This is a genomic window from uncultured Brachyspira sp. (assembly GCF_910578695.1).
Classification (GTDB): domain Bacteria; phylum Spirochaetota; class Brachyspiria; order Brachyspirales; family Brachyspiraceae; genus Brachyspira.
Window position 1 is genome coordinate 1 of record NZ_CAJTQJ010000026.1, and the last position, 25,862, is coordinate 25,862.

The following is a 25,862-nucleotide window of genomic DNA, read 5'->3' on the forward strand; positions in this document are numbered from 1 at the left end:
GCCGAAGCACATCGATAATTTATTATCGATGTAGTTAAAGCGAAGGCGAGCATAGTAATAATATAAAGTTTATAGCTAGCAATAATAAAGCAATTTTTATTAAAATATCTAAAAACTCATACTATTAATATTTAAATTACAATATACGATTTTTAAAATAAAAATTATGCAGTATATAATACTATTAAACAATTTTTTTATAAATCTATTGTATAAAAATAAAATTAATTATAATATTATTATTAAAATAAAAAATAAAGTTGGTTATAATAATAATGAATAGCATTGAAAAAATATACGATAAGCCTAGAGAAGAATGCGGAATTTTCGGTATTTACTCTAAAGAAATAAAAAAAGATATATTAAAAACTTTAAATTATGCACTTTATTCTTTACAGCATAGAGGACAGGAAAGTGCAGGAATTACAATATCAAATTACAAACATTTATTTACATATAAATCTATGGGACTTGTATCAGATTTATTTTCCAGCAATATACCTAAAGATACTGAAGGAAATATAGCTATAGGACATGTAAGATATTCTACAACAGGAGAAAACAAAATAGAAAATGCTCAGCCTCTTGAAAATCTTTTTAGATTGGGACAAATAGCAATAGCACATAATGGAAATTTAACTAATGCTGAAGAATTAAGATATGAGCTTGAAGAAGGGGGAGCAACATTTAATGCCACTTCTGATACTGAAGTTATAATTAAGCTTATAGCTAGAAAAACTGTAAATAATTTTATAGAAGGCATAAAAGAAAGCATTAATATTATAAAAGGAGCTTTTGCTTTAGTGATAGTTGTAGAAGGAAAACTTATAGGAATAAGAGACCCTTATGGTATAAGACCTTTATGCTTGGGAACAAATTCAAATGGAGATTATTTTTTATCCTCAGAGTCATGTGCTTTGGATGCTGTAGGAGCTAAATTTATACGTGATATAGAAGCAGGCGAAATGGTTATAATAGATGAAGAAGGAGTAAAATCTTTTAAATATAGTAAAGAGTATGTAAAGCATTATCCATGCACCTTTGAACATATATATTTTGCACGTCCTGAAAGTAATATAGACGGTATTAATGTTTATGATGTAAGGTTTCAAACAGGGGTATTATTAGCTAAAAAAAATAAAGCAGATGCGGATATAGTTATAGGCATTCAGGATTCTGGTACTATAGCAGCATTAGGTTTTGCAAAAGAAAGCGGTATTCCTTACAGCATAGGATTAATTAAAAACAGATACATAGGAAGAACATTTATTATGCCTGAGCAGTCCTCCAGAGAAGAAACTGTCAAATTAAAATTCAATCCTCTAAAACATTTAATAGACGGTAAAAGAGTTATATTAATAGATGATTCATTGGTAAGAGGAACTACAAGCAGAATATTAATAGATATTGTAAGAAAAGCTGGTGCTAAAGAAGTGCATTTCAGGTCTGCTTCGCCTATCATAAAAAGCCCCTGCTATTATGGTGTTGATATATCTTCAAAAAAAGAACTGATAGGAGCTAAACTTTCTGTAGAGGAAATTAGAAAAGAAATTAATGCCGATACTTTAGAATATCTCAGTATAGAGGATATGCTTGAAGCTTTGAATAATGGTAATTACTGCATAGGATGTTTTACAGGAAACTACCCTACTGATATACCTAAAAAAAGTTGTTAACATAATTTTTACTGTAAAATATATAAAAATCCATTGACTTTTTTATTAATAAATTTATCATATTATAAAGTATAATTAATAAGGACAATGTGAATTATGAAAGAAGCTTCTTATAAAATATGCATAAATGAAGAAGAATTAGTAGATGCAGTTATTTCGGATAATGATATTATTTATATAGAAAATAAACTTGGAAATAAAATTTCAAATATCAAAAATACAGGTAAAATAGTATGGGGCATTCTTATAGGCGGAGTTTTAGTTGCAGCTGCAGCTATAATATCATCAAAAAAATTAGGAAAAAATAAAGCATTAATAGCCTCTTCTATAGCAGCTATTCCGTCAGCAGGAGCTGCAATTATATATATAGGTCTTCCATCTACTATATCATTAATACAAATGATTATATATGCTTATAAAAAAAGCGGTACAATCAATGAAGCTAAAGATATAATACATATATTAAGAAATAATTATTATATAGCTGAAAAAGACAGAGAAAAATTAATATTAAAAAAAACTGCTGAAGAAAAAATAAAAAAATTAGGAGAAATAAAAGAAGTAAAATAATAAAAAATATTATATAAATAAAAAAGACTTTGCTGATATTTTTATATTCTTGCAAAGTCTTTTATTATTAAAAATTATAAATTATTAAGCCTATTTAAAACTTCTATATAAGCCTCTTCTATAGAGCCTAAATCTCTTCTAAATCTATCTTTATCTAACTTTTTACCAGTTTCCTTATCCCAAAATCTGCATGTATCAGGAGTAATTTCATCAGCTAAAAGTATTTCTCCTTTTGAATTCTTACCGAACTCTACTTTGAAATCGACTAAAGTAATACCTATTTTATCTAAAGCATCTTTAAGTAAATTATTAACTTTTGCTGTTACTTCATAAATATATTTTAATTCATCATAATCAGCCAATTTCAAAGCAACAGCATGATGATCATTGATTAAAGGATCTCCGTATTCATCATTTTTATAGCAAATTTCAAATATAGTATTAGGCGGAACTGTACCCTCTTCTATTCCAAGCCTCTTTGCCATAGAACCTGCAATTAAATTTCTAACTATTACTTCCAATGGGAAAATTTTAACTTTCTGACAAAGCTGTTCTCTGTCATTTAATTTTTCTATAAAATGTGTTTTTATTCCATTTTTTTCAAGCATCTTAAAAAGAAGAGAAGTTATTTCATTATTCATAACTCCTTTATCTTTAATAGAACCTTTTTTCTCTCCGTTAAAAGCTGTAGCATCATCTTTATAATACACTATTATTTCATCAGCATTATCAGAAATATATATCTTTTTAGCCTTTCCCTCATACATCATTTCTTTTTTTTCTTTAGACATAGTTTAACTCCTATTTATTAAAACTTATAAATTATTATTTATTATTATTGCTAATAAAAATTGTTCACACAAAGTGTATAGCAAATGACTTTGCTATACGCTCACAATTTTTATATTTAGCTTTCTAGTATGATCTTCCCTGCCATTCTTACGAATGTCAGGCACTCACAATTTTTATATTTAGCTTTCTAATATTTAAAAAATTATTATTTATTATTGCCGCTGCCGCGTACCTGCGACAATGCTCGCCGACGAAGTCCGCCTCGCGAAGCGTGCCTTTGCTTCGGCTTGCTTTTTTTAATTATTTTTTATTATTATTAAAAATTATTATTTTTTATTATTGCTATGCTCGCCTTCGCTTTAACTATATCGATAATAAATTATCGATGTGCTTCGGCTTGCTTTTTTTAATTATTTTTTATTATTATTAAAAATTATTATTTTCTACTATAATTCAAATATCAAAATCTATAGGCTTATCATTATCGGCAATAAAATCTTCTTTCATTTTTTTTCTATATTCTATTAATTTATTTTTAATTTCAGTATATTTTAAAGCAAGAATCTCAACTGCAAGCATTCCAGCATTATAAGAATTATTAATACCTACAGCAGCAACAGTTATAGGCTTGGGCATTTGAACTATAGAAAGTAAAGCGTCCATTCCGTCAAGATTACCAGCACTAATAGGCACTCCTATAACAGGCAGTATAGTTTTTGAAGCTATTACACCAGGCAAATGAGCGGCAAGTCCCGCTCCTGCTATTATCACTTCAAAATTATTTTCTTCTATATCTTTAATTGTTTTTTCAAGATATTCAGGTACTCTATGTGCCGAAAGTATGAATGCCTTATACTCTATTTCAAATTCTTTCAAACAAGAAGCGGCTCCTTTCATTTTTTCCGTATCAGACCTGCTTCCAAATATTATAGCAGCTTTCATAATATTCTCCTAAAATAATAATTATAAATAAAATTAATTCTAATATAATAAATCAATTAATACAATAATTAGAGCATATATTTTATAAAAAATTCTCATATTATATGAAAATCGCAGCATATAAGTTTTAACTATAGCATATAATATATCAATTAGTATTTTATAAAATAGTTAATTTATTAGATACTTACAAAAATAAGCATACTTCAATCTGCATATATAATGTATCTCATATAATAATAGATTTAAAAAATATTTTAATAAATAAATTAGACAGCTAGAAGTATCAGCAAAATTTAATATATTATAAATCATTATGCAGTTTTAATAAAATTACAAAATTAAACTTTAAAAAACTTCATTAAATCAATAAGCTCCCTTGCCTGCCCCATTAAAGCCTCAGAAGAAGCGGTAGCCTCTTCAACTAAAGAAGCATTCTGCTGAGTAGACTGATCCATCTGAGAAACAGCTACATTCACTTGATCAACACCAGACTGCTGTTCTATAGCCATAGCACTAATATCTTGCATAATTCTTGAAGTATTCTCTATTTTCTGCTCAATATCTATAAATATTTCCTGAGATTTTCTAGCAGTTTCGGTAGCTATTTTTATTTTCTCATTGGCATCTGCAATAAGAGAAGTAATATCTTTTGCTGAAGACTGACTTGTCTGTGCTAAGTTTCTAACTTCGCTTGCTACAACAGCAAATCCCTTTCCCTGCTCTCCCGCACGTGCCGCCTCTACTGCCGCATTAAGTGCAAGTATATTAGTTTGAAAAGCTATATTTTCAATGATTTTTGTAATATCAGTTATCTTATTACTAGCCTCAAATACAAGTTCTATATTATTAGTGGTAGCCTCTATAATATCTCCAGCCTCCCTAACAGCCTTTTCAGAATCCTGCATCATCTGATTACCTTTAAGAGAATTATCAGCAGAAGATTTTATCGTAGAAGCAATCTGCTCCATAGATGAAGCTGTTTCTTCTAAATGAGATGCCTGAGTTTCTGTTCTTGTAGATAAATCGCTGTTTCCATGTGCTATTTCAGTAGCAGCATCAGCTATCTCTTTGGAGCTTTTTAGTACATTAGAAATTATATCTCTTAAATTAGATATCATATAATGAAAACTTTTAAGTAATGATCCAAATTCATTATTTTTATCTAATAAACTTTCATCTATATTTTCAGTTAAATTACCATTAGATATTTCTGAAGCTAAATGTACGCATAGTCTAAGATTTTTACCTATATTCTTTGCTAAAAATACGAAGAATGCTGCAACAGATAAAATTACCCATAATAAAGCTATAAAAAATAATATAGTATTTTTTTTAACATCACTATTAGCTTTATGTAATTTCATATTATTATCATTTTCTAATAAATCAAAAAATGAATTAATAGGTATCATTATCTCATAAATCTTTTTAGCATAATCTTCTCCATTAACTAACTCTATAGCTTCTAATTGTCTTTCTTTATATTCTATAGGTATTGTTCCGTCTGGGTTTTTAGGAATGGATTTAATTATATCCATAGCCATCAATTCTAATTTAACTAATTCTTCAGATTTTTGTTTTGATAAACTTAAATAATCAAACATATCTTTAGAAAAATGTAAATCTTTCATAACATTAGAATAAGATTTAGTTTCTCCGTCTTTATAAGGTTTAACTCCGCTTCCTAAATATAAGAACCAATATAAACCTCTGTCATAATTTATAGGGGTGGCTTTATTACCTCCTGATATAGCTATGCAATCATTATATGCCTGCTCATATTTCGGATTACCTGTTGCAGCATAACTTCTGACAAATTCAGTTAAATATGTTGAATTTTGCTGATACTGTCTGGCTATAGTTGAAGATTTTATAGCATGCTGATAAATATTGCTGTATTCGCTGACACTTTTAACCATTCTTAATTGTAAATAAATCAGCAGTAAAGAAACAAATAAAATATAAATTAAGAATATAATAAACATCGTCCTAATTTTCATACATAACCCCTATTATAACTGCTACATAGAAGACAGCCTTTTTAAGAATTCTCGGCATTATAAAACACCTACAATATATAATATAACAAAATATAAAAAAATTAATATAAAATACTTGAATATTTTTATTTTAAATTTAAAATAAATACAATAAAAAATGGAAATTAGTAATGAATGATAAAATATTAGATATAAAAATAGGATTTTCTAGTATAGTAATATTTAGAGATATATTAAAAACAAAAGTGATAAAAAAATTAATTTCATTTTTAGAAGTTTATGATGATAAAAATACATCAGATAAGAATATAATAAAAATATGCAGTTATTATTCAAACTTCTTATATGAACTTTTTAAATATAATGATACTATAGCCGATTATTTATTAGAACAAATACTAAAAGATGAAAACATATATATATACAAGTGTATAAAAAAAGAAAATATAAATAAAAACTTAGAAGAAGCATTAAAAAATGAATTAAATTTTTTCTGCTTTATAGCTTCATTTGATTTTAATTCTCTATTTACAGAAGAAAATCTTAAAAAAATAGCAAAATTAGAATATAAACATATAAATTTTTATGATATATATACTTCTCATATAAAAGAAATATCAAAAAAAGGCTACGGCATATTTTATAATAATAATATGTTTACACTTGATGAGAAAAAAAACATAATACCAGCCAAATATCAGGATAAACAAGATATCAGACAATTATACGGCTATGACAGAGAAAGAAGCAAAGTTATTTCAAATACAAAAGCATTATTAGAAGGAAAAAAGGCAAATAATATACTTCTTTACGGAGATGCAGGTACAGGAAAAAGCAGCACCATAAAAGCTGTTGCTAATATGTTTACAAATGAAGGTTTGAGGCTTATAGAAGTAAAAAAAAGTCAATTATCATTTATAACGGATATAATAGAAAAATTAAGTTTAAGTCCTCTTAAATTTATAATATTCATAGACGATTTAACTTTTTCTTCAAATGATGATACTTTTTCATATTTAAAAGCAGTATTGGAAGGAGGAGTAAATTCTTTTCCTAAAAATGTTATAGTTTATGTTACTTCAAATTACAGACATTTAATAAAAGAAAATTTTAAAGACAGAATGGGAGATGACATACATATAGAAGATACTATTCAGCAGATAATGAGCTTAACCAATAGATTCGGCATAATAATAACTTTTCAAAGACCTGATAAGGACTTATTTATAGATATTGTTTTATCGTATGCTGAACATAATAATATACAAATGGAAAGAGAAGAACTTATAAAGCAGGCTGAAAGCTATGCTATAAGAAGTTCAGGAAGAAGCCCAAGAGCAGCAAAACAATTTATAGAAACTTTATTATAATCTTGAAAATAAATATCTGACAAAACAGTCATTCTTTTTATTGAGACTATCTATAGTAATCATTTTTTCATAATTCATATGCAAATTATAATAGATAATAATATAAAAGTCAAAATTAAAAAATATTATTTTAAATGACTTTCTTTATAATATAAAAATAATTCCTTTTTACTTTTTTCTAGGCATTTTTAAAGGCTCAGTTCCATTATATTTATATACATACAAAGTTCCGTTATCGCCAATTAAATCAGCATTTTTACTTAGATATTCTAAATATTCAGAAACTGTATTTTTAGGTTTTGACAATGTACCTATTCTATCTAAAATAATATACAGATTAGTTGAATTATTATTCTGATTCCAAACCATATCAGGAAAATATGCTGCAGCAATATCTCTGTACATATAATTATCATCTGCATATACGCCTATAATACTTAATTCTCTGCCTTTAGAATGTTCTAATAATATTTCAGCAATATTTCTCATACCTTCTGTACTTCTAGGCTTTTCATAATTTTTAACATAAGTTGTAATCTGCATCACCATAACTAAAATATTAATGATAAGCATAGATGATAATATATAAAAAACTTTTTTATTAATTAAAAAAACTTCTCTTTTTTGAAATAAAAATAATATAATAGGAATATATGAAACAGCAAAAGCATTATATAGATAATGGAAAGTACCTGGCTTAGATCTAGCCAATATATTAAAAATTATCGTAACAGGAATATAAAGCAAAAATATTCTGAAAATTTCTAATAATGTGCTTTCTGTATTATCTTTAGGCTGATATTTTTTATTAAATGCAAAATAAACGCCTCTTATTATACAATAAAAAGAAAAGCAAACACTAATAAATAGAAAAAGCACTCCTAATAATATAATAGGATACTGCATCCAATAGTTTATACTGCCGTATATGCTGTTTCCATAAAAAACAGACATCTCATTTGTAGGAAATAATGATAATGCATGCATTTGAGGAAAAGGAAGTTTACTAAGAGATTGTCTTACAGACAGCATTAAATGAGTATTATTAAATCCATTTTGTATTTCAGATATTAAATACGGAAGATACAAGAGAAAAGATATAAATATCCCTATACACCAATATATAATATACTTTAATGTTCTTTTATATTTTATGATTAAATAAATTATAATAGTCGGTATCATCGAGAAAAAAGTTACAAAATGTCCTTGCACCATAATAGCAAGAATAGGAAAAATCATTATAGAAGATATTTTCACCATATTGATATTCTCATCTTCAGTATAACTATATAAAAATATTAAAAATATAAAGCTGAATATTAAAGTAATATTAGGATTCCAAAAATCCGTAATAGCCATAACAAAATACCCATTACATAAAATTAAAGGAGTAATAAAAGAGAGAGTAGTAAGTCCAAATTTTTTATAAAACCAAAATAAAAATATTGATATAATAATCAAATTAAATATAAAATTAATTATTTTTGCCCCTAATAAATTCTCTTGGGCTAATTTATAAAACAAGGTATAAAATATATAATAAGCCCCTCCGGGTACTCTCGGAGTTGTAAGCTCTTCATTAATAACTTGGCTTGCTATAAATCTGGCAGATGTAGCAGGCAGCTTTCCGCTTTCATACCATTTCTTCATATCATAAAAATGCTGAGACTGATCTATTCTTATAAATCTTTTAGGTATAGTATAAAATGCAAGAAAAATATTTGCAATTATTGAAAGAGCTATAAGTATAATTGATATTGTTATAGCTGTGCTGTGCTGTGCTGTGCTGTGCTGTGCTGTGCGTCATAAAGCTTCACCTTTTTATTCATATTTGAATTATATGATAAATTTTATAATTGTCAACATAAATTTTATAATATTATGGCAGCTTACCTATATATTTATATAAAATTAATCTGTTATTACTGCTGATAATATTTGCATTTTTATTAAGATATTCTATGTCATTATTAACTTTATCGTCTTTATAATTATATGATTTCATTCTATCAAATAAAATATGTAAATTTGTACTATTAGGATTCTAATTAATATAGCAATAAGTAATAATATTTTACAGAATATAAAAAACATAATGTAAAAAAATTAATTATATAATTTATTTTAAGTATAAAATATAACTATATTACTGTTCAATATATCTATAAACTTTCAATTTATTATCACCTGCAATAAACTCTGCATCGCTAGGTAAATTATTCAATATATCATCATAATGTTTTGACTTTCCAGTAGTTTTTAGCCGTATATTTTCTATTTCATAATAAATAAAATAAACTAATTTTGAATTATCATCTCTATTCCAATCAAGGTTTGAAAAATAAGCCAGCTTCATATTATCAAAATAATGTTCATCATAAGGTACTATTTTAAATGATTTTCCTTCTGCATCTTTAGATATAGCGGTTAATATATTTCTAAATTTCTTCTCTGTATACGGAGCTTCAAATAAATTATAATATCTTGTCAAATGTAAAAATCCCATATTTATACTATTTAAAGTTAAAATAATTAAAGCTGATAATAATAATATATTTTTATTTTTAATAAATTCATTAAATAATATGATTATAGTAATGAAAGAAAAAGCAAACATACCATATAAATATCTGAATGTACCGGGAGCTGATTTAAACAAGAAGAAAGCTAAACAAGCAGATGGTATAAACAATAGATAAAATATGAATAATTCTTTTTCAATAATATATGCACTACTTTGTAATTTAATTTTTTTTGATTTAACTAAAAATATTACAGAATATATAAATGCCGATAAAGCAGTAACAGCTGTAACTGTAAGAAATATTATGCCTAATAAAAAACTATTTTCATTAAACCAAAAATAATTAACAGGTGCAGAATTAGTACCATATAAAACGGATATTTCATTTGTAGGAAATATTAATATTGAATAAACCTGAGGTAAGCCCTTAAAAACAGAAGTACTTTGCATATTAATCATTAAATTAGTATTAAAAAATCCGTTCTTTATCTCTGAAACCAAATAAGGCATATATGTTAAAAAAGCAATGAAAACACCAAGTAAATGGGCTTTAATATATTTCAAAGTTCTCTTATATCTGATTATTAAATAAATAATTGTTGTAGGAACTACTGAAAAAAATACCGCAATATGTCCTTGAGCCATCAATGCCTCTATAGGAAAAATAATAATTGCAGATGTAAAAACTAATTTTTCATCACTGTTTGATACATATTCAGAAAAAACAATAAAAAGTATAAAAGAAAGCATTAATGGTATATTAGGATTCCAAAAATCATTTGAAGAAAAAATAACATAACCATTTGTTAGTATTAATGCTGATAAAACGGCACATAAACACAGAGAAAATCTTTTATATATCCAAAATAAAAATAAAATGAGTATTAAAGCACAAAGTATAATATAAATAATTCTTGCTCCTGCAATGGATGCTCCTCCCAAAGTATAGCAAAACAAATAAAGTATATAATAAAATCCGCCCGGTATCCTAGCATAAGAAGTATTATCTTCAACAGATTGAGGGTTCATAAGTCTGTTTCCAACAACTGGTATAGTCTTTGTTTCATAGTACTGCTTCATATCATATAAATGATATATAGTATCTATATAAACAGCTGTTCTATTAAAAGCATAAAAATGTATAAATATTGAAGATAATATAGATATTGCTAATAATATAGATAAAATTATTAGTTGTGTTGTGTTGTGTTGTGTTGTGTTGTGTTGTGTTGTGTTGTGTTGTGTTGTGTTTAATCATATATGCACCTCTCATATATTATACAATTAAACAACTAAATTTGCAAATAATTATACGGATAATTATAGAATTTAATAATTTACAAGCAATTAATAACTTGTAATTAATTATACCAAATGACAGGCACAATAATGACCGCTTTCTATCTCTCTAAACTCCGGCACTTTTTCAGCACAAACAGCCTCAGCTTTAGGGCATCTGGTTCTGAATTTACAGCCTGAAGGGGGATTAATTGGAGAAGGTATTTCGCCTGAAAGTATTATTCTCTTCTTAGTCTTTGCAATAGAAGGCTCTGATATAGGTATTGCAGAAATCAAAGACTGAGTATAAGGATGCATAGATTTTGTGTATAATGATTCGCTGTCAGTAAGCTCAACAATGTTTCCCAAATACATAACACCTATTCTTTTTGATATCTGACGAACTACCGCTAAATCGTGGGCTATAAATAAATAAGTAAGCCCCATATCCTGCTGCATATCATAAAGCATATTAATAATCTGAGCCTGAATAGAAACATCTAATGCTGATACAGGTTCATCGCATACTATAAATTCAGGATTAACAGCCAAAGCCCTCGCTATTCCTATACGCTGTCTTTGTCCTCCTGAAAACTCGTGAGGGTATCTTTGTGCCTGCTCCTCATTAAGCCCAACAAGTTTAAGAAGATTGATTATCTTTTCACGCTTTTCATCTCTTGTAGAATAAAGTTTATGTACATCTAATGCCTCGCCTATTATATCTTCAACAGTCATACGAGGATTAAGAGAAGCATAAGGGTCTTGAAATATTATCTGCATTTTTTTAGCATAATTTCTATAATTGTCTTTATTAACTTCCTCGCCTGCAAAAAATATTTTTCCGCTTGTAGGTTTATAAAGATGAAGCAGAGTTCTTCCTAATGTAGTTTTACCGCTTCCAGACTCTCCGACAAGTCCGAAAGTTTCTCCTTTATTTATAGTAAAAGATACTCCGTCAACAGCTTTTACAGTTTGTATATTTCTTCCGAAGAATCCGCCCTTTATATTAAAATGCTGTTTCAAATCTTGTATTTCTATTAAAGTCGTCATATAAAACTCTCTTTATATACTGATATTTTATTAATTAGGCATCTGATGAAGCCAGCAAGCTGAAAAATGTCCTTTCTCAAATTCCGTTATAGGAGGCTTATTATCAATACATACTTTCATACATTCTTCGCATCTTGTACTAAAAGGACAGCCTGCCTTCATATTAAGCAAATCAATAGGAGTTCCCTCTATAGGAATAAGCCTATCTTGTTTTATATCAATACGGGGAAGCGATTTTAAAAGCCCCAAAGTATAAGGATGCTTAGGAGACTCAAATATATCAAATACCGTTCCTCTTTCTACTATTCCTCCGCCGTACATAACTATAATATCATCAGCCATATCCGCCACTATACCAAAATCATGCGTAATGAGTATAACAGCCATATTTATTTTTTTTTGTATATCTTTTATAAGCTCAAGTATCTGTGCCTGTATAGTAACATCAAGTGCAGTTGTAGGCTCATCAGCTATGAGTATTTTAGGATCTCCTGCAAGTGCCATAGCTATCATTATACGCTGACGCATACCGCCTGAAAGCTCATGAGGATACTGTTTTATTCTTCTTCTAGGTTCATTAATACCGACTAAAGTTAATAGCTCAACTATTCTTTCTATTGCATCAGTTTTGCTTATTTTTTGATGCGTAGTCAATGCCTCCATTAATTGATTGCCTATAGTATATACAGGATTAAGACATGTCATAGGGTCTTGAAATATCATTGATATTAAATCGCCTCTGATTTCCTTTTTTTCATGCTCTGAAAGTTTTATTAAATCATTGCCTTCAAATAAGATTTCTCCGTTCATAATTTTGCCGGGCTCTTCAATAAGTCCCATTATAGAATAAGCCGATACACTTTTACCGCTTCCGGATTCCCCGACTATGCCCAATACTTTTGATTTATTCAATTTATATGAAATATTATTAACTGCCTTAACTTCTCCAAGAGGCGTAAAAAAAGATACGCTTAAATTTTTAACTTCTAATAAATGATTATTTTCCATCAATCAATTTCCTTATTATTGCTATCGATAAACTCGCTAATAATAGCTAATAACCAGCTTCGCTGTTTATTAGCTGCTCGTTTATCTCTTTGTTATTTCTGTGCTTGCCGACAAAGTATGCCTTTAGCAACACCTATAATAAGCTATGGCTTTGGCTCGCTTTTTTAATTATTGCTATCGATAAACTCGCTAATAATTTTATTATTGCTAATAAAAATTGTTTTATTATTACTATACTCGCCGACGAAATCTATATTTGCCAATGCCTATAATAAGCTATGGCTTCGGCTCTCTTTATTAATTATTATTCTTATTATTACTAATAAAAATTATTTTTAATTATTCCTCCATTTATTTATAATATCAAATACTTACAATTTTTTATTATCTATTCTTCATTCTAGGGTCTAATGCATCTCTCAAACCGTCTCCAACCAAATTAAAGCAGAGTATTATAATACTTATCAAAGCGGCAGGAAAAAGAAGCTGATAAGGATAAGAATAAACACCGCTTACAGCATTTGAAGTTAAAGAACCAAGAGAAACCATAGGGGCACTAACTCCTAAACCCAAAAAACTCAAAAATGCTTCAACAAATATAGCATTAGGTATTTGAACCATAGCAGAAACTATTATTGCCCCCATTGCATTAGGTATCAAATGCTTAAATATTATCCTGCTATGCGGAGTACCCAAAGCCCTAGCTGCTGTTATAAACTCCTGTCCTTTCAATGCTAAAATTTGCCCTCTAGTCATTCTAGCCATATTAGTCCAATAAAGCAGAGATATAACTATAAATATGCTGAAAAGTCCAGGTCCTAAAAGTCCTATTCCTCTCAATGACTCATTTTGTAAAAATAACTTATCCATAGGGCTTTTAAGTACAACAGATAATAATACAACTACCAAAAGCGTAGGCACAGCACTTATTATATCAACTATACGCATCATAATACTGTCAGTAAGTCCTCCGAAATATCCTGATATAGAGCCGTAAACTATTCCTATTATTACAACCAAAGTAGCTGATACTATGCCTATTAAAAGCGATATTCTAGCACCTATCATACATCTGACTAATAAATCTCTTCCTAAAGTATCTGTACCGAATGGATGTTTAAAAGTAGGAAGACTATTTTCAACGCCTCTGTTTATTTGTGCATATCCGTATTCTGAAAATATAGGTATTATTATAGAAAGTACGGCTATAATTCCTATTATAATTATGGATACTAATGCAACTTTATTTTTTTTAAATCTTCTATATGCATCCTGCCAATAAGTTACACTCTCTCTTTTTACTTCAGCAGAAGCTTTTTCTTCCTCCGTTGCTTTTACAAATAACGATTTATCTAAACTATTTTCCATCAATTAATATCCTCATTTATAAAAAATTATAAAAATTATTCCTGTATTTTTATTCTAGGGTCTATTATACCATAAGATAAGTCAACTAAAAAATTCATAGCTATTAAAAATGCCCCATAAAATATTGTAACACCTAATATTGTAGGATAATCTCTTTGTGTAATGCTTTCTACAAAATATCTTCCAAGTCCCGGTATATTAAATATTTTTTCAACTACAAATGAACCTGTTAAAATAGCTGCTGCTAAAGGTCCTATATATGTAACTATAGGTATAATAGCATTCCTTAAAGCATGCTTAAATATAATTATGCTTCTTGATACGCCTTTTGCTCTTGCAGTTTTTATATAATCTTGGTGAATAACATCAAGCATAGAACTTCTCATAAGTCTAGCCATAAAACTGAGAGAACTAAAAGATAAAGCAAATCCGGGCATTATATACTGAGCGAAAGAATCAAACCCATAAGCAGGAAGAAGTTTTAATTTCACAGAAAATATAATAATGGATACTGTAGCTACAACAAAACTTGGTACTGCTATGCCTAAAGTAGCTGCAACCATTACAGTTCTGTCTGCTAATTTTCCATGCTTTAATGCCGCCACTATGCCGAATAAAACTCCTATAGTAGTAGAGATAAACATACTGAATATTCCAAGTCTGAAAGATACAGGGAAAGCTCTTATTATTGTTCCAGAAACTGACTGCCCTATTTTTGTTAAAGAAGTGCCTAAATCTCCTTTAACAGCATTCTTTAAATAATTGCCGTACTGCACTACTAATGGCTTATCAAGTCCGTATTTTCTATTTAAATTTTCAAGAGCAACTTTACTAAGCGGTTTTTCTCCTACAAAAGGACCTCCGGGTACTGTATGCATTAAAAAGAATGTTATTGTTACTATAACAAAAAGAGTCAAAAGCGAAACTAATAATCTTCTAACAATATAAGAGAACATAAAAAATTACTCCTTTAAACTAATTGGAATAATGCAAATAACTGAATTATTATTTAATAAAATTAAAGTTTTGTCAAGCATAAAAAATCTAATGTATATAGTATTAAATTATTAAAAATTGTTTTATTATTACTAGCTATAAAACTCGCTTAACTTATTTTTTAGGGTTTATAATTTTTAATTCCCTTTATTTTAACAATTAGCAATATCAGAAACTCATAATTTTTATGATTAGCTTTCTAGCTTCAAAGCTATTTTATTATTAAATATATTTTTATTACTAATAATAACTATAAGCCTATCAAATAAACTGATATATAATTTTAATAGCTTTCATTTATATACGAAAGCAAACTCTCATACTGCATTTTCATATTATCAGGAGTTTTAGGATCCTCTAAAAGTTTTTCCAAGTATTTTTTAGGCTCATCTTTCTCGCCTGCAAGAACCATAGTAACCGCCTTATAATAATGTGCTACATAAACCTCTTCAGATTTAGAATAATCTCTTATAATAGTATCAAAATATTCATTAGCCTTTTTATAATCATTTCTTTGAGCTCTCATCAAAGCAAATCCGAGTAAATATTTAGGCATTTTTTCTTTTGAAACAGCATTCTTCTGAATCAAAATATTATATATTTTTTTAGATTCTTCTTCATTTCCAGATTCCATATATAAATCTAATTTTTCTAAACTAGGTTCTTTACTTGACAGCACAGAGTTTACTTTATGTAATTTTTCTATAGCATTTTTCATATACGGAACAAATTTATCGCCCTCAACATATCCTCCTACATTTTCTAAAACTAGTCCGTCAGCATTTATAAATAGTATTGTAGGAAAACCCTGCACTCCGTATTTTTTAGCTATCTCTGCACCCTCTGCAGAAGTTTCAGGATTTAATTTTACAGATACCATTTTTTTAGCAGTATCTATAACTTCTTTATGAGAATAAGTATTTTTATCTAACTCTTTACACCAAGTACACCAATCCGTATATACATCTATCATTATAGGCAGATTTTTTTCTTTAGCTTTCTTCATTGCCGAAGCCAAATCTTTTTCCCATTTTATTTCAGCATTGGCATTATTACAAGAAATTATAGACATAAATATTATTATAAAAGTTATTAATGTATTTTTATTCATAATGTTATCCTTTTAATACGAAATATTATAAAATATTTTTATAATAAAACAATATATTTAATTATAATTAGAACTGAAATAATTTATAAAATCTAAATAATCAGCTTTCATTTCATTAGGAATTTTATTAGTAAGATTTTCTATATATTTTACTCCGTCATTAGTAAGTCTATCATTAATCACCATATCAAGAGCCTTATAATAATGTGCTATATACACTTCATTATAACTGCCGTATTTATTTATTATCTCATCAAAATATTTCATACCTTCTTCATATCTATTATTATCTAAAAGTAATAGAGCAATCCTGCACATATATTTCGGCATATTATTTTTAGATATTTTATTTTCTCTTACAAGCTCATTATATATATTCAAAGCTTCATCATCATAACCAGATTCAAGATAAATATCTAATTTTTCTATACCAGCATTATCATCTTTAAATACATTATTTACTCTTTCATTTCTTTCTTTTATGCCGTTCATTTCATTTACTAATTCATTACTATCAATATAGCCTGCTAATTTCTTTAAAACAAATCCGCTGCTATTAATAAAAATAATAGTGGGATATCCTAATATATTATATCTTTTTTGTATATCCTTTCTATTAGATTCAGATGCTTTTTCAGGATTAAATTTTAATGCTGTAAAATTAAAAGCATTATCAATTACACTTTTATCTGCAAATGTAGTTTTATCCATCTCTTTGCATATTCCGCACCAATCTGTATATATATAAATCATTATTATTTTATTTTCTGATTTGGATTTTTCTAATGCCTTATTAAAATCATTTTCCCAATTTATTTTATCATTATCTGAACATGAAATTAATAAAATAAAACTAAATAGAATTATATATAATTTATTCATTATTGTTCCTAAAATTTAATATATGATACAAATAAAAACAATATAAATACAAATTAGTAAACAATTCCTCCGCATAAAGTTATATCATCATCATAGCATACGCAGGACTGACCTTTAGCTATAATTCCTGTAGGCTCTAAAAATTTTATATTAATAGTATTTTCATCTATAGGAATAACTCTAGCCATAGTACCTTTATGGGCACTTCTTGTTTTAACCAAAGCTTCAAATTCTTTTTCTATAGGCTCAGCTATCCAATTAACATCATATATATTTACTTCATTTACAAATGTATGTTTTTTACTCCCAACATAAACTGTATTAGTTTCGCTGTCTAATGATACTATAAATAGAGGTTCTTTATATGCTATGCCTAATCCCTTACGCTGCCCTATTGTATAATGCCATATTCCTTTATGATGCCCCATAACTTCATTAGTATCTATATTTATTATATCTCCTTCTTTATCTTCATCAAATAATCTATGATACTCGCCTGCAAAAAAATCCTGACTTTCGCTTTTTTCTGCAGCTTCTAAATTATATTCTCTTGCAATTTTTCTAGTATCTTCTTTTGTATTTTTATGCATTGGAAAAATTATTTTTGATAACTGCTTTTGAGTTAGTCTGTATAAAAAATAAGACTGATCTTTTATTAAATTTTTTCCTCTTAATAGAAGATATCTATTTGATTTTTCATCATATCTTATACCTGCATAATGTCCTGTAGCAAATTTATCAAATTCTAATCCCTGTTTTTCTATAGCTTCAAATAAAGCCTCAAATTTAATACGGCTATTACACATTATACAAGGATTTGGAGTTAAGCCATGTTTATAAGAATAAGCAACATAATCTATAACCTTTTTTTGAAACATCTCGCTTACATCAAAAGCATAATAATCTATTCCTATAGCCTCAGCATATTTTCTGCATTCTTCTGCAATTTTCTCCTGATAAGGACTATAACATGAACCGCTTAAAGGAGCTCTCTTATCCCCATTCCAAAGAAGCATTGTAACGCCGAATACTTCATTACCAGCTTCTTTTAAAAGTTTTGCCGTAGTAGTAGAATCCACTCCCGCACTCATTCCAACCGCTATTTTTTGCATAATATTATCCTTATATTATCATTTTAATTTTTTTATATATTCAAATATTATTTTTCAATTATATTTTTTCAGCAGAATTTTTATTTATCCAGCCTTTGAAATTACCTTTTACATAATACCAATTATCATACTCTTCAATTACTTTTAATTTCTTTCCTTCGTTTATATCCGATAAAACTTTTGATTTAGTACTGCTTCCGCTGTATAAATTTGCATTTTTTATAGTTATAATATAATCCGAGTTTATATTATTATTTAATACTGCAGCAGGTATTAAAAAAATCAAAGATAATATTAATAAAAAATTATTTAATCTTCTTTTATTTATAAAGAGTAATATTAGTAAAGTAAACAATATTAAAAACAATATTAAAAAAATATACATTATAATAATGAATACAGAATCATAATCATTATTTCCAGTTAGTGAGTTTATCATAATTTTTATATCTTTATCGAAAGGCGATATATTCAAAGCCCTTTCATAATAAAGAACAGCATATCCATTACTTCCAATAGCAGCATAAGAAGAAGCTAAATTATAATACAAATCTTTTGAAACAAAATTCGATGATGAAATATCTTTATACAAATAATTAGCCTCCAAATATTTTCCGCTATTATAAAGTTTATTAGCATTTTCAAATAAATTATTCAATCTCTCTAAATCAGTATTTGATTGGCTGTATAAAAAATATGAATGAAATAAAATAAATATTATAATTAATTTTTTCATAATATATAACTGCCTATTTTTTTATTTTTAATTCTTTTATATATTTTATTAATTCTATAGACTTTGTATGATAATCCTCATTATCAGATGATTTTCCTGAATATAATTCAAATCTGCATTTATCTATTATATTTTTTATTTCATAAGCCTTTTCATCATCTATATAATTATTTAATTTTTCATATAATATATTATCATCTTTTATATGAAATTTATTTTTTAAAGCTGTTAATAAGATATCTTCTACCGATTTACAATATTCTTTTCTATTATTAGAATTATAATATTTAAAAATATTATCAATTCTATTATCATTATTATCTTTTGCAAATGAAAATTTTATATTATTTATTTTCTTATAATTAAAAATAAATATGCATACTGCAGTCAATATAATTATATAAAAATAAACTATTTTTATGTCAAGTATTTTAAAATATTTATCTTCTTTTAAATAGGTATCCCTTATTGAAATGCTGCTTATATCTTTTTCATTATTATTTACAAATGAAGAATCATTAACTTTGCTTCCTTGTATAATAAGATTAATAGGGAGAGAATATATATTCGTATAAGTTTTATCATTAGGAGAAAAATAACAAAAATTTATATTTGAAATTGCAAAACTGCCTTCGGATTTAGCTACTAAAATATATTCTTTAGTTTTTTTTCCAATCATTTTATTATTATCAAACCAATTAGTTTCATATACTTTAGGCTGATATACAGAAAAATAATTTGTGATATTATCATTAATTTCAGGCATTGTTATTATAGATGTGTTTCCTTCGCCTAAAACCTCCATAGTTATTAGAAGCTCTTCCCCTACTGCAATATTTGTTTTATTAGCTTTCATACTAAAAACAAAATTTCCAACTCCCCCAGAAAAATTTTCAAAACCTTCTTTATCAGGAAGAGGAATAACATTTATAGAAAAAGTTTCTTCGCCATACTGAACTCTGTCATAAAACATTCCTTCTTTTTCAAATGTAAAAGGATAAGTTGATATGCTTTTATAACCTTCTTTTACAGGATAAAGCACTTCTCTTTTTAACGGTATGCTGCTTACTCTTTTTCCGTCTATTATTTCAGTAAAAGAATTATAATCTGAAGAATCGGAATATGAAATAAAATCTGTTCTATCTGGTATTTTTGAAAATCCAAGTACTGTAACTGGTATATGAGAATATGCTTTTTGATTTATATATACAGGCTCATATAAGTATACTTCTTTTTTATTTATATTATTATCTACATATATATCATCAGCATAATTCATAAAATTATCAAATTTATTTGAATCTGGTTTATAATTGTCATTATTCCTTGTAGGAGAATCTATAATTTCTATTTCTACAGGATTGGATATATATGTTCTATTATTAATTTTTATAGTTATTTTATCAAATATATATTTTCCTTCTCTGTCAGCTATATAAGTAAAATTATATGTTTTAATCGACTTGAATGTACCTGAAGAATACATCATATTTACTGACTGAGATGTACCTCTGAGCATAAGCCCGTCTATATCATCTATTAAAACTCTTGCAGAACTATTATCTATAGTAACAGAAACAGTAAACATTTCCCCTATGCCTACTTTAGTATCTGATATTTTTGCATTAATTTTCGTTTGAGAAAATAAAGATGAATAAGCAATAAATAATAATGCTAATATTGTTTTTATAAAAATATTACCAATCCTTATCAATTCTTCCTCCGCCGTAATATTGATCTCCTTTATCTTTATCTTTTCTGTACTGTCTTAAAGATTCCAATAGTCTGTCTATATCTGATTTATTATCCTGATTATTATTTTGATTCTGATTATTATCTCCATTGTTATTTTGATTATTATTATCTCTGTTATTATTATTCTGATTATCATTGTTTTGATTATCCTGATTATCATTATTATTTTGATTATTATTACTGTCTTGATTATTCTCATCATTATTTCCAGAACCGCCGTTATTATTATCACTTTGTCCGTCCTGATTCTGCTGAGGATTTTGCTGCATACTAGGACCTGTATTATTCTGCTGCTGCTGTTCTTCTAATCTTTTTTGTGCATATTCTAATGCCCTTTTTGAGTTTTCATCTTCAGGAGCATTGACAAGAGATTCAACTAATTCATCTATAGCACCCCTATAATCCTGAATTTCAATTTTTGCTATTCCTGAATTATAATGTATAGCACTTTTCATTTCTCTGCTTGTTTTTTCTGTAACACTTTTTTTAGCCATATCAAATAACTGAATAGCATTATTCATATCTCCTATAGATGACATAGTAGTACCCATATTATAAAATATTTCAGGAGAATTAGGAATTTTACTTAAAGCTTTCTCATACAAACTTACAGCATTATCATAATCTCCTTTTCTTATAAGTCTGTTTGCCCTATCGACATCTAACTTTGCTGTAAATTCATTGAATGAAAAAGCATATACATTACAAATTGATATAAAGCTGATAATTAATAAAACATATTTTTTCATAATTTAATAATTCCTAATTTCAGATTTTCTATTCATTATTTTTTCTTTTATTATTTTTTCTTTTATGGTTTCTCTTATTTTTATTTGAGTTAATATACTAAATATACTTGCTATAAATATTAAAGATAAGGAAATAGATAAAAATATTTGAAATCTTTCTTTATAGATTCTATTATTTCTTATAGCAGAAACACTGTCCATATTCTGCTTCATATCATTAAATATACTCTCCAATGATATATTTTCTGCAGTATAGCTTTTTCCTCCTGTAGAATCGGCTATTAACTTTAATGTATTATCATTTCTCTTTGAAATAACAGTTTTTTCTCTTACTCCCAAGTCTGTGCTTATACTAGCTCCTGCAGGAGTTCCTACACCTATTGTATATACGCTAATATTCATATCATTCAATTCTTTTAATATATCATCAAAATATCCTCCATGATCTTCGCCGTCTGTTATTAATATAATAGATTTTCTGCTTACAGCATTTACATTAAAAGTATTTTTTGCAGTAATCAAAGCATCGGCTATTCTGGTGCCTTGCAAAGTAACAGATTTAGTAGTCAAATTATCTAATATATATGTAAATGTTTCAATATCCTGAGTAAACGGAGAAGCTATAAAACTTGTTCCTGCAAATCCTACTAGTGCTGCAGATAAATTATCTGTATTTTTTATAAATTTTTCTATTTCTAATTTAGCTCTTTCAAGTCTTGAGGGCCATACATCATCGGCATCCATCGATCTTGATAAATCTAATGCTATAGTTATCATATAATTATCCGTTTTAATTTTCTGCTCTACTATTCCCCATTTAGGCTGCATCAAAGCAAATATTAAAAAGGAAGATGCAAGTATCATAAATACTATAGAAAAAACTCTCAAATTTGATATTCTTTTATAATTTTTATCATTTTGAAAATTTAAATTTTTAGTAAACATTGATAATACTTTATGAACCTTTCTTCTTGATATAATAAACAATACTATAAGAATAGGAATAAGTATATAAAAAACAATAAATTTAAAATCGCCAAAAATCATAATTTTCCGCTTCCACAAAATATTTCTACTATTATACTTATATTCAGCATAATATCAATATAAAACCATATAAAACTATTATTATAAAAAATCAATTTCGTTGCTGCAGCAATAGATTTTTAATTATATATATCGTATTCTAATAATATAAATAATATATAAGGATATTTCAATAATGAAAAGAAGAATAATAAAAATCGATGAAGATAAATGTACAGGCTGCGGAATATGCATTCCAGATTGTCCTGAAGGTGCTTTGCAGATAATAGACGGAAAGGCAAGACTTATAAGCGATTTATTCTGCGACGGACTTGGGGCTTGCATAAAAACTTGTCCTGAAAATGCTATGGAAATAGTAGAGAGAGAAGCTGAAGAATATAATGAAAGCAAAGTAATGGAAAATATTGTTAAAGGAGGAGTAAATGTTATAAGAGCACATCTTGAACATTTAAAAGATCATGGAGAGGATAAGCTTTTTAATGAAGCTTTAAAATATTTAAAAGATAATAATATGGAGGTTCCTAATATGGAAGAAAATAAAACTTGCGGATGTCAGGGAAGTATGCAGAAAGATATGAGAAATCAATTTATAAAAGAAAATAATAATAATAATAATATTCAAATAAGTTCAGAATTGAGAAACTGGCCTATACAGCTTAAATTAATGAATCCTAATGCTAATTATTTGGATAATGCTGATTTGCTGATAGCTGCAGACTGCGTGCCTTTCTCTTATCCGAATTTTCATTTGAGATTTTTAAAAAATAAAATACTTTTAATGTTCTGTCCTAAATTGGATAGCGATATTGACAGCTATATAGAAAAATTAATTAATATATTTACAAATAAAAATATTAATTCTATATCAATAGTAAGAATGGAAGTGCCTTGCTGCGGAGGGGTTGAGATGATAGTACAGAAAGCTCTTGAAATGGCTAATAAAAATATAATTATTAAAGAATATATAATTTCAATAGACGGAAATATAATTTAATAATTTTTATATATGCTTGAATTTTTATAAAAATATTATATACTAAAACTTTATGAAAGTATATTTATTTTTTATAGACAATTGTTTACAAAGAATACCTTTATCTCTGAATATAGGGGCGGGGTATTCTTTTTTTTATAAAAATATAAGGGTTTGAATAATGTTTTTAGAAGATAGTATTATAATAAATAATATAAAAATATCAGATGATAAATACCTGCTTAGAGTAAAATCAAAAGAAAGCTATAAACATTCAAAGGCAGGACAGTTTTTTATGCTTAAAAGCAGTACATATTTAAGACGCCCAATAAGTCTGCATTATATTGATGATGATATATTAGAATTTTATTATCAAGCAAAGGGAAAAGGAACTAAATATTTATCAGAATTAAAAGAAAATGATATTCTTAATATTCAAGGACCATTAGGAAACGGATTTGATACAAGTATAAAAAATAAAAAAATATTAATAACTGCAGGCGGAATGGGTATAGCTCCCATTAAACTATTAATAGAAAAACTTTATGAAAATGATTCAAACAATTATATTACATTAATAGCAGGCGGTGCTGATGAAAATGCTGTAAAGATAATAAAGAGATTCGATACAAGCAGTATTGATTTGTATATTACTACCGATGACGGTTCTGTGGGAGATAAATGCAGTACTGTTGATAAAACTAAAGAGCTTTTAAAAGAAAAAGAAATTGATATTATATATACATGCGGACCTGCTGCTATGATGAATGCATTAATAAAGGTTTCTGAAAAATATAATATACTTTGCTATGCTTCGCTTGAAGAGAGAATGGCATGCGGAGTTAATGCATGTTTAGGCTGCAGTATAGAAATAAAAGATAAAAAACAAGGCTCTATATTAAAAAAGGTTTGTTATGACGGACCTGTATTCGATTCTAAAGTATTAAATATATGATTGGATAATATATTATGAATAGATTAAGTATAAATTTTCTTGGTAAAGAATTAAAAAACAATGTTATAACATCTTCAGGCTGCTTCGGATTTGGAGAAGAGTACAGCAATTATTTTGATATTAATGAACTTGGGGCTGTAAATTTAAAAGGCATAACATTAAATAAAAAAGAAGGTAATAAAGGAATAAGAATAGCAGAAACGCCGTCTGGTATGATAAACTGCATAGGGCTTGAAAATCCGGGTATAGAATATTTCAAAAATAATATAGTTAAAAATATAAAATACTCCTCGCCTATAATTTTGAATATAAACGGTGCATCTATAGATGAATATATTAAAGTATCTGAAATAGCTAATGAAATAGAAAGAGTTAATTTTATAGAGCTTAATATATCATGCCCTAATGTAAAAAACGGAGGTATGGCTTTTGGGGCAAGCTGTGAAAGTGCTGAAAACACTACAAAAGCTGTAAGAAAAGTACTTACAAAAAAGCCTTTGATAGTAAAACTTTCTCCAAATGTTACTGATATTGCAGCAATAGCAAAAGCAGCTGAAGATGCAGGTGCTGACAGTGTGTCGCTTGTAAATACATTTTTGGCTATGAAAATAGATACAAAAACAAGAAAGCCTCTGCTTGGAAACATTTTCGGAGGTTTATCAGGAGATTGTATAAGACCTATTGCTGTTAGAATGGTTTATCAAGTTTATAAAGCTGTAAAAATACCTATTGTGGGTATGGGAGGTATCAGCAGTTATGATGATGCTTTGGAATTTATAATGGCTGGTGCTTCTTTGGTTTCTATAGGTGCAGGAATATTTTCAAATCCTATGCTTCCTATAGAAGTTATTAGAGGAATAGATAATTATCTGAAAGAAAATAAAATAGAAAATATAAAAGAATTAATAGGTGCTGCACATTTATAATATTTTTATTTAATATAAAAAATAATAAAAGGACAA

The 25,862-nt window shown here is 27.2% G+C and carries 22 protein-coding genes; 6 read left to right on the plus strand and 16 right to left on the minus strand.

Annotated elements, in window-relative coordinates; genetic code table 11:
- The first annotated feature begins 275 nt into the window (after nucleotides 1-275).
- Both purF and QZ288_RS07910 read left to right on the plus strand, forming a co-directional pair.
- Nucleotides 276-1,676: an amidophosphoribosyltransferase gene (purF, locus tag QZ288_RS07905; protein ID WP_295157380.1), complete on the plus strand. Its 1,401-nt coding sequence runs from the start codon at nucleotides 276-278 to the stop codon at nucleotides 1,674-1,676.
- Between the two features lie 96 nt (nucleotides 1,677-1,772).
- The gene (locus tag QZ288_RS07910; protein ID WP_295157383.1) at nucleotides 1,773-2,246 is read left to right on the plus strand and encodes a hypothetical protein; all 474 of its coding nucleotides are present in this window, start codon (nucleotides 1,773-1,775) and stop codon (nucleotides 2,244-2,246) included.
- A 74-nt stretch (nucleotides 2,247-2,320) separates the two neighbouring features.
- Here the strand turns inward: QZ288_RS07910 and purC are convergent, their stop codons facing one another.
- From purC to QZ288_RS07925, 3 genes are all read right to left on the minus strand, one after another.
- Nucleotides 2,321-3,037 (minus strand): phosphoribosylaminoimidazolesuccinocarboxamide synthase, encoded by a 717-nt coding sequence (purC, locus tag QZ288_RS07915; RefSeq protein WP_295157386.1) that lies wholly within the window; start codon nucleotides 3,035-3,037, stop codon nucleotides 2,321-2,323.
- Nucleotides 3,038-3,491: 454 nt separating this feature from the next.
- Nucleotides 3,492-3,980 carry a 5-(carboxyamino)imidazole ribonucleotide mutase gene (gene purE, locus QZ288_RS07920; RefSeq protein WP_295157388.1) on the minus strand — a complete coding sequence of 163 codons (489 nt, stop codon included), beginning with the start codon at nucleotides 3,978-3,980 and terminating at the stop codon, nucleotides 3,492-3,494.
- Between the two features lie 341 nt (nucleotides 3,981-4,321).
- Entirely contained in the window at nucleotides 4,322-5,983 is a 1,662-nt protein-coding gene (locus QZ288_RS07925; protein ID WP_295157390.1) for a methyl-accepting chemotaxis protein, read from the minus strand.
- Nucleotides 5,984-6,153: 170 nt separating this feature from the next.
- Here QZ288_RS07925 and QZ288_RS07930 point away from each other — a divergent pair, with 170 nt between their 5' ends.
- Nucleotides 6,154-7,353, plus strand: coding sequence for a DUF815 domain-containing protein (locus tag QZ288_RS07930; RefSeq protein ID WP_295157391.1), 1,200 nt, complete (start codon nucleotides 6,154-6,156; stop codon nucleotides 7,351-7,353).
- Nucleotides 7,354-7,521: 168 nt separating this feature from the next.
- On the opposite strand, the gene QZ288_RS07935 is transcribed toward QZ288_RS07930, so the two are convergent.
- From QZ288_RS07935 to QZ288_RS07995, 13 genes are all read right to left on the minus strand, one after another.
- Nucleotides 7,522-9,006 (minus strand): hypothetical protein, encoded by a 1,485-nt coding sequence (locus tag QZ288_RS07935; RefSeq protein WP_295157394.1) that lies wholly within the window; start codon nucleotides 9,004-9,006, stop codon nucleotides 7,522-7,524.
- Between the two features lie 496 nt (nucleotides 9,007-9,502).
- The gene (locus QZ288_RS07940) at nucleotides 9,503-10,960 is read right to left on the minus strand and encodes a hypothetical protein (RefSeq protein WP_295157397.1); all 1,458 of its coding nucleotides are present in this window, start codon (nucleotides 10,958-10,960) and stop codon (nucleotides 9,503-9,505) included.
- A gap of 285 nt (nucleotides 10,961-11,245) precedes the next feature.
- Nucleotides 11,246-12,208: an oligopeptide/dipeptide ABC transporter ATP-binding protein gene (locus tag QZ288_RS07945; RefSeq protein ID WP_295157400.1), complete on the minus strand. Its 963-nt coding sequence runs from the start codon at nucleotides 12,206-12,208 to the stop codon at nucleotides 11,246-11,248.
- A 30-nt stretch (nucleotides 12,209-12,238) separates the two neighbouring features.
- Nucleotides 12,239-13,216, minus strand: a complete 978-nt coding sequence (locus QZ288_RS07950) for an ABC transporter ATP-binding protein (protein ID WP_295157402.1) — start codon at nucleotides 13,214-13,216, stop codon at nucleotides 12,239-12,241.
- A 384-nt stretch (nucleotides 13,217-13,600) separates the two neighbouring features.
- The gene (locus QZ288_RS07955) at nucleotides 13,601-14,584 is read right to left on the minus strand and encodes an ABC transporter permease (protein WP_295157404.1); all 984 of its coding nucleotides are present in this window, start codon (nucleotides 14,582-14,584) and stop codon (nucleotides 13,601-13,603) included.
- A 35-nt stretch (nucleotides 14,585-14,619) separates the two neighbouring features.
- Nucleotides 14,620-15,540 carry an ABC transporter permease gene (locus tag QZ288_RS07960; protein WP_295157407.1) on the minus strand — a complete coding sequence of 307 codons (921 nt, stop codon included), beginning with the start codon at nucleotides 15,538-15,540 and terminating at the stop codon, nucleotides 14,620-14,622.
- A 323-nt stretch (nucleotides 15,541-15,863) separates the two neighbouring features.
- The gene (locus QZ288_RS07965) at nucleotides 15,864-16,691 is read right to left on the minus strand and encodes a thioredoxin fold domain-containing protein (RefSeq protein WP_295157410.1); all 828 of its coding nucleotides are present in this window, start codon (nucleotides 16,689-16,691) and stop codon (nucleotides 15,864-15,866) included.
- Between the two features lie 57 nt (nucleotides 16,692-16,748).
- The gene (locus QZ288_RS07970; protein WP_295157412.1) at nucleotides 16,749-17,573 is read right to left on the minus strand and encodes a thioredoxin fold domain-containing protein; all 825 of its coding nucleotides are present in this window, start codon (nucleotides 17,571-17,573) and stop codon (nucleotides 16,749-16,751) included.
- Nucleotides 17,574-17,626: 53 nt separating this feature from the next.
- Nucleotides 17,627-18,685, minus strand: coding sequence for a tRNA 2-thiouridine(34) synthase MnmA (mnmA, locus tag QZ288_RS07975; protein ID WP_295157415.1), 1,059 nt, complete (start codon nucleotides 18,683-18,685; stop codon nucleotides 17,627-17,629).
- Between the two features lie 58 nt (nucleotides 18,686-18,743).
- Nucleotides 18,744-19,421, minus strand: a complete 678-nt coding sequence (locus tag QZ288_RS07980; RefSeq protein ID WP_295157418.1) for an SH3 domain-containing protein — start codon at nucleotides 19,419-19,421, stop codon at nucleotides 18,744-18,746.
- 13 nt (nucleotides 19,422-19,434) lie between these two features.
- Nucleotides 19,435-21,135, minus strand: a complete 1,701-nt coding sequence (locus tag QZ288_RS07985) for a BatD family protein (protein ID WP_295157421.1) — start codon at nucleotides 21,133-21,135, stop codon at nucleotides 19,435-19,437.
- Nucleotides 21,119-21,925, minus strand: a complete 807-nt coding sequence (locus QZ288_RS07990; RefSeq protein ID WP_295157423.1) for a tetratricopeptide repeat protein — start codon at nucleotides 21,923-21,925, stop codon at nucleotides 21,119-21,121. Before QZ288_RS07990 ends, QZ288_RS07985 begins: the two co-directional genes overlap by 17 nt.
- A 3-nt stretch (nucleotides 21,926-21,928) precedes the next feature.
- Nucleotides 21,929-22,972 carry a VWA domain-containing protein gene (locus QZ288_RS07995; RefSeq protein ID WP_295157425.1) on the minus strand — a complete coding sequence of 348 codons (1,044 nt, stop codon included), beginning with the start codon at nucleotides 22,970-22,972 and terminating at the stop codon, nucleotides 21,929-21,931.
- A gap of 175 nt (nucleotides 22,973-23,147) precedes the next feature.
- Here QZ288_RS07995 and QZ288_RS08000 point away from each other — a divergent pair, with 175 nt between their 5' ends.
- The 3 genes from QZ288_RS08000 to QZ288_RS08010 all read left to right on the plus strand — a co-directional run bounded on the left by QZ288_RS08000 (nucleotide 23,148) and on the right by QZ288_RS08010 (nucleotide 25,826).
- The gene (locus QZ288_RS08000) at nucleotides 23,148-23,966 is read left to right on the plus strand and encodes a 4Fe-4S binding protein (RefSeq protein WP_295157427.1); all 819 of its coding nucleotides are present in this window, start codon (nucleotides 23,148-23,150) and stop codon (nucleotides 23,964-23,966) included.
- Nucleotides 23,967-24,126: 160 nt separating this feature from the next.
- Nucleotides 24,127-24,900, plus strand: a complete 774-nt coding sequence (locus QZ288_RS08005; protein ID WP_295157430.1) for a dihydroorotate dehydrogenase electron transfer subunit — start codon at nucleotides 24,127-24,129, stop codon at nucleotides 24,898-24,900.
- A 14-nt stretch (nucleotides 24,901-24,914) separates the two neighbouring features.
- A complete protein-coding gene (locus QZ288_RS08010; protein ID WP_295157432.1) occupies nucleotides 24,915-25,826 on the plus strand; it encodes a dihydroorotate dehydrogenase in 912 nt (303 codons plus the stop codon).
- Nucleotides 25,827-25,862: the final 36 nt, after the last annotated feature.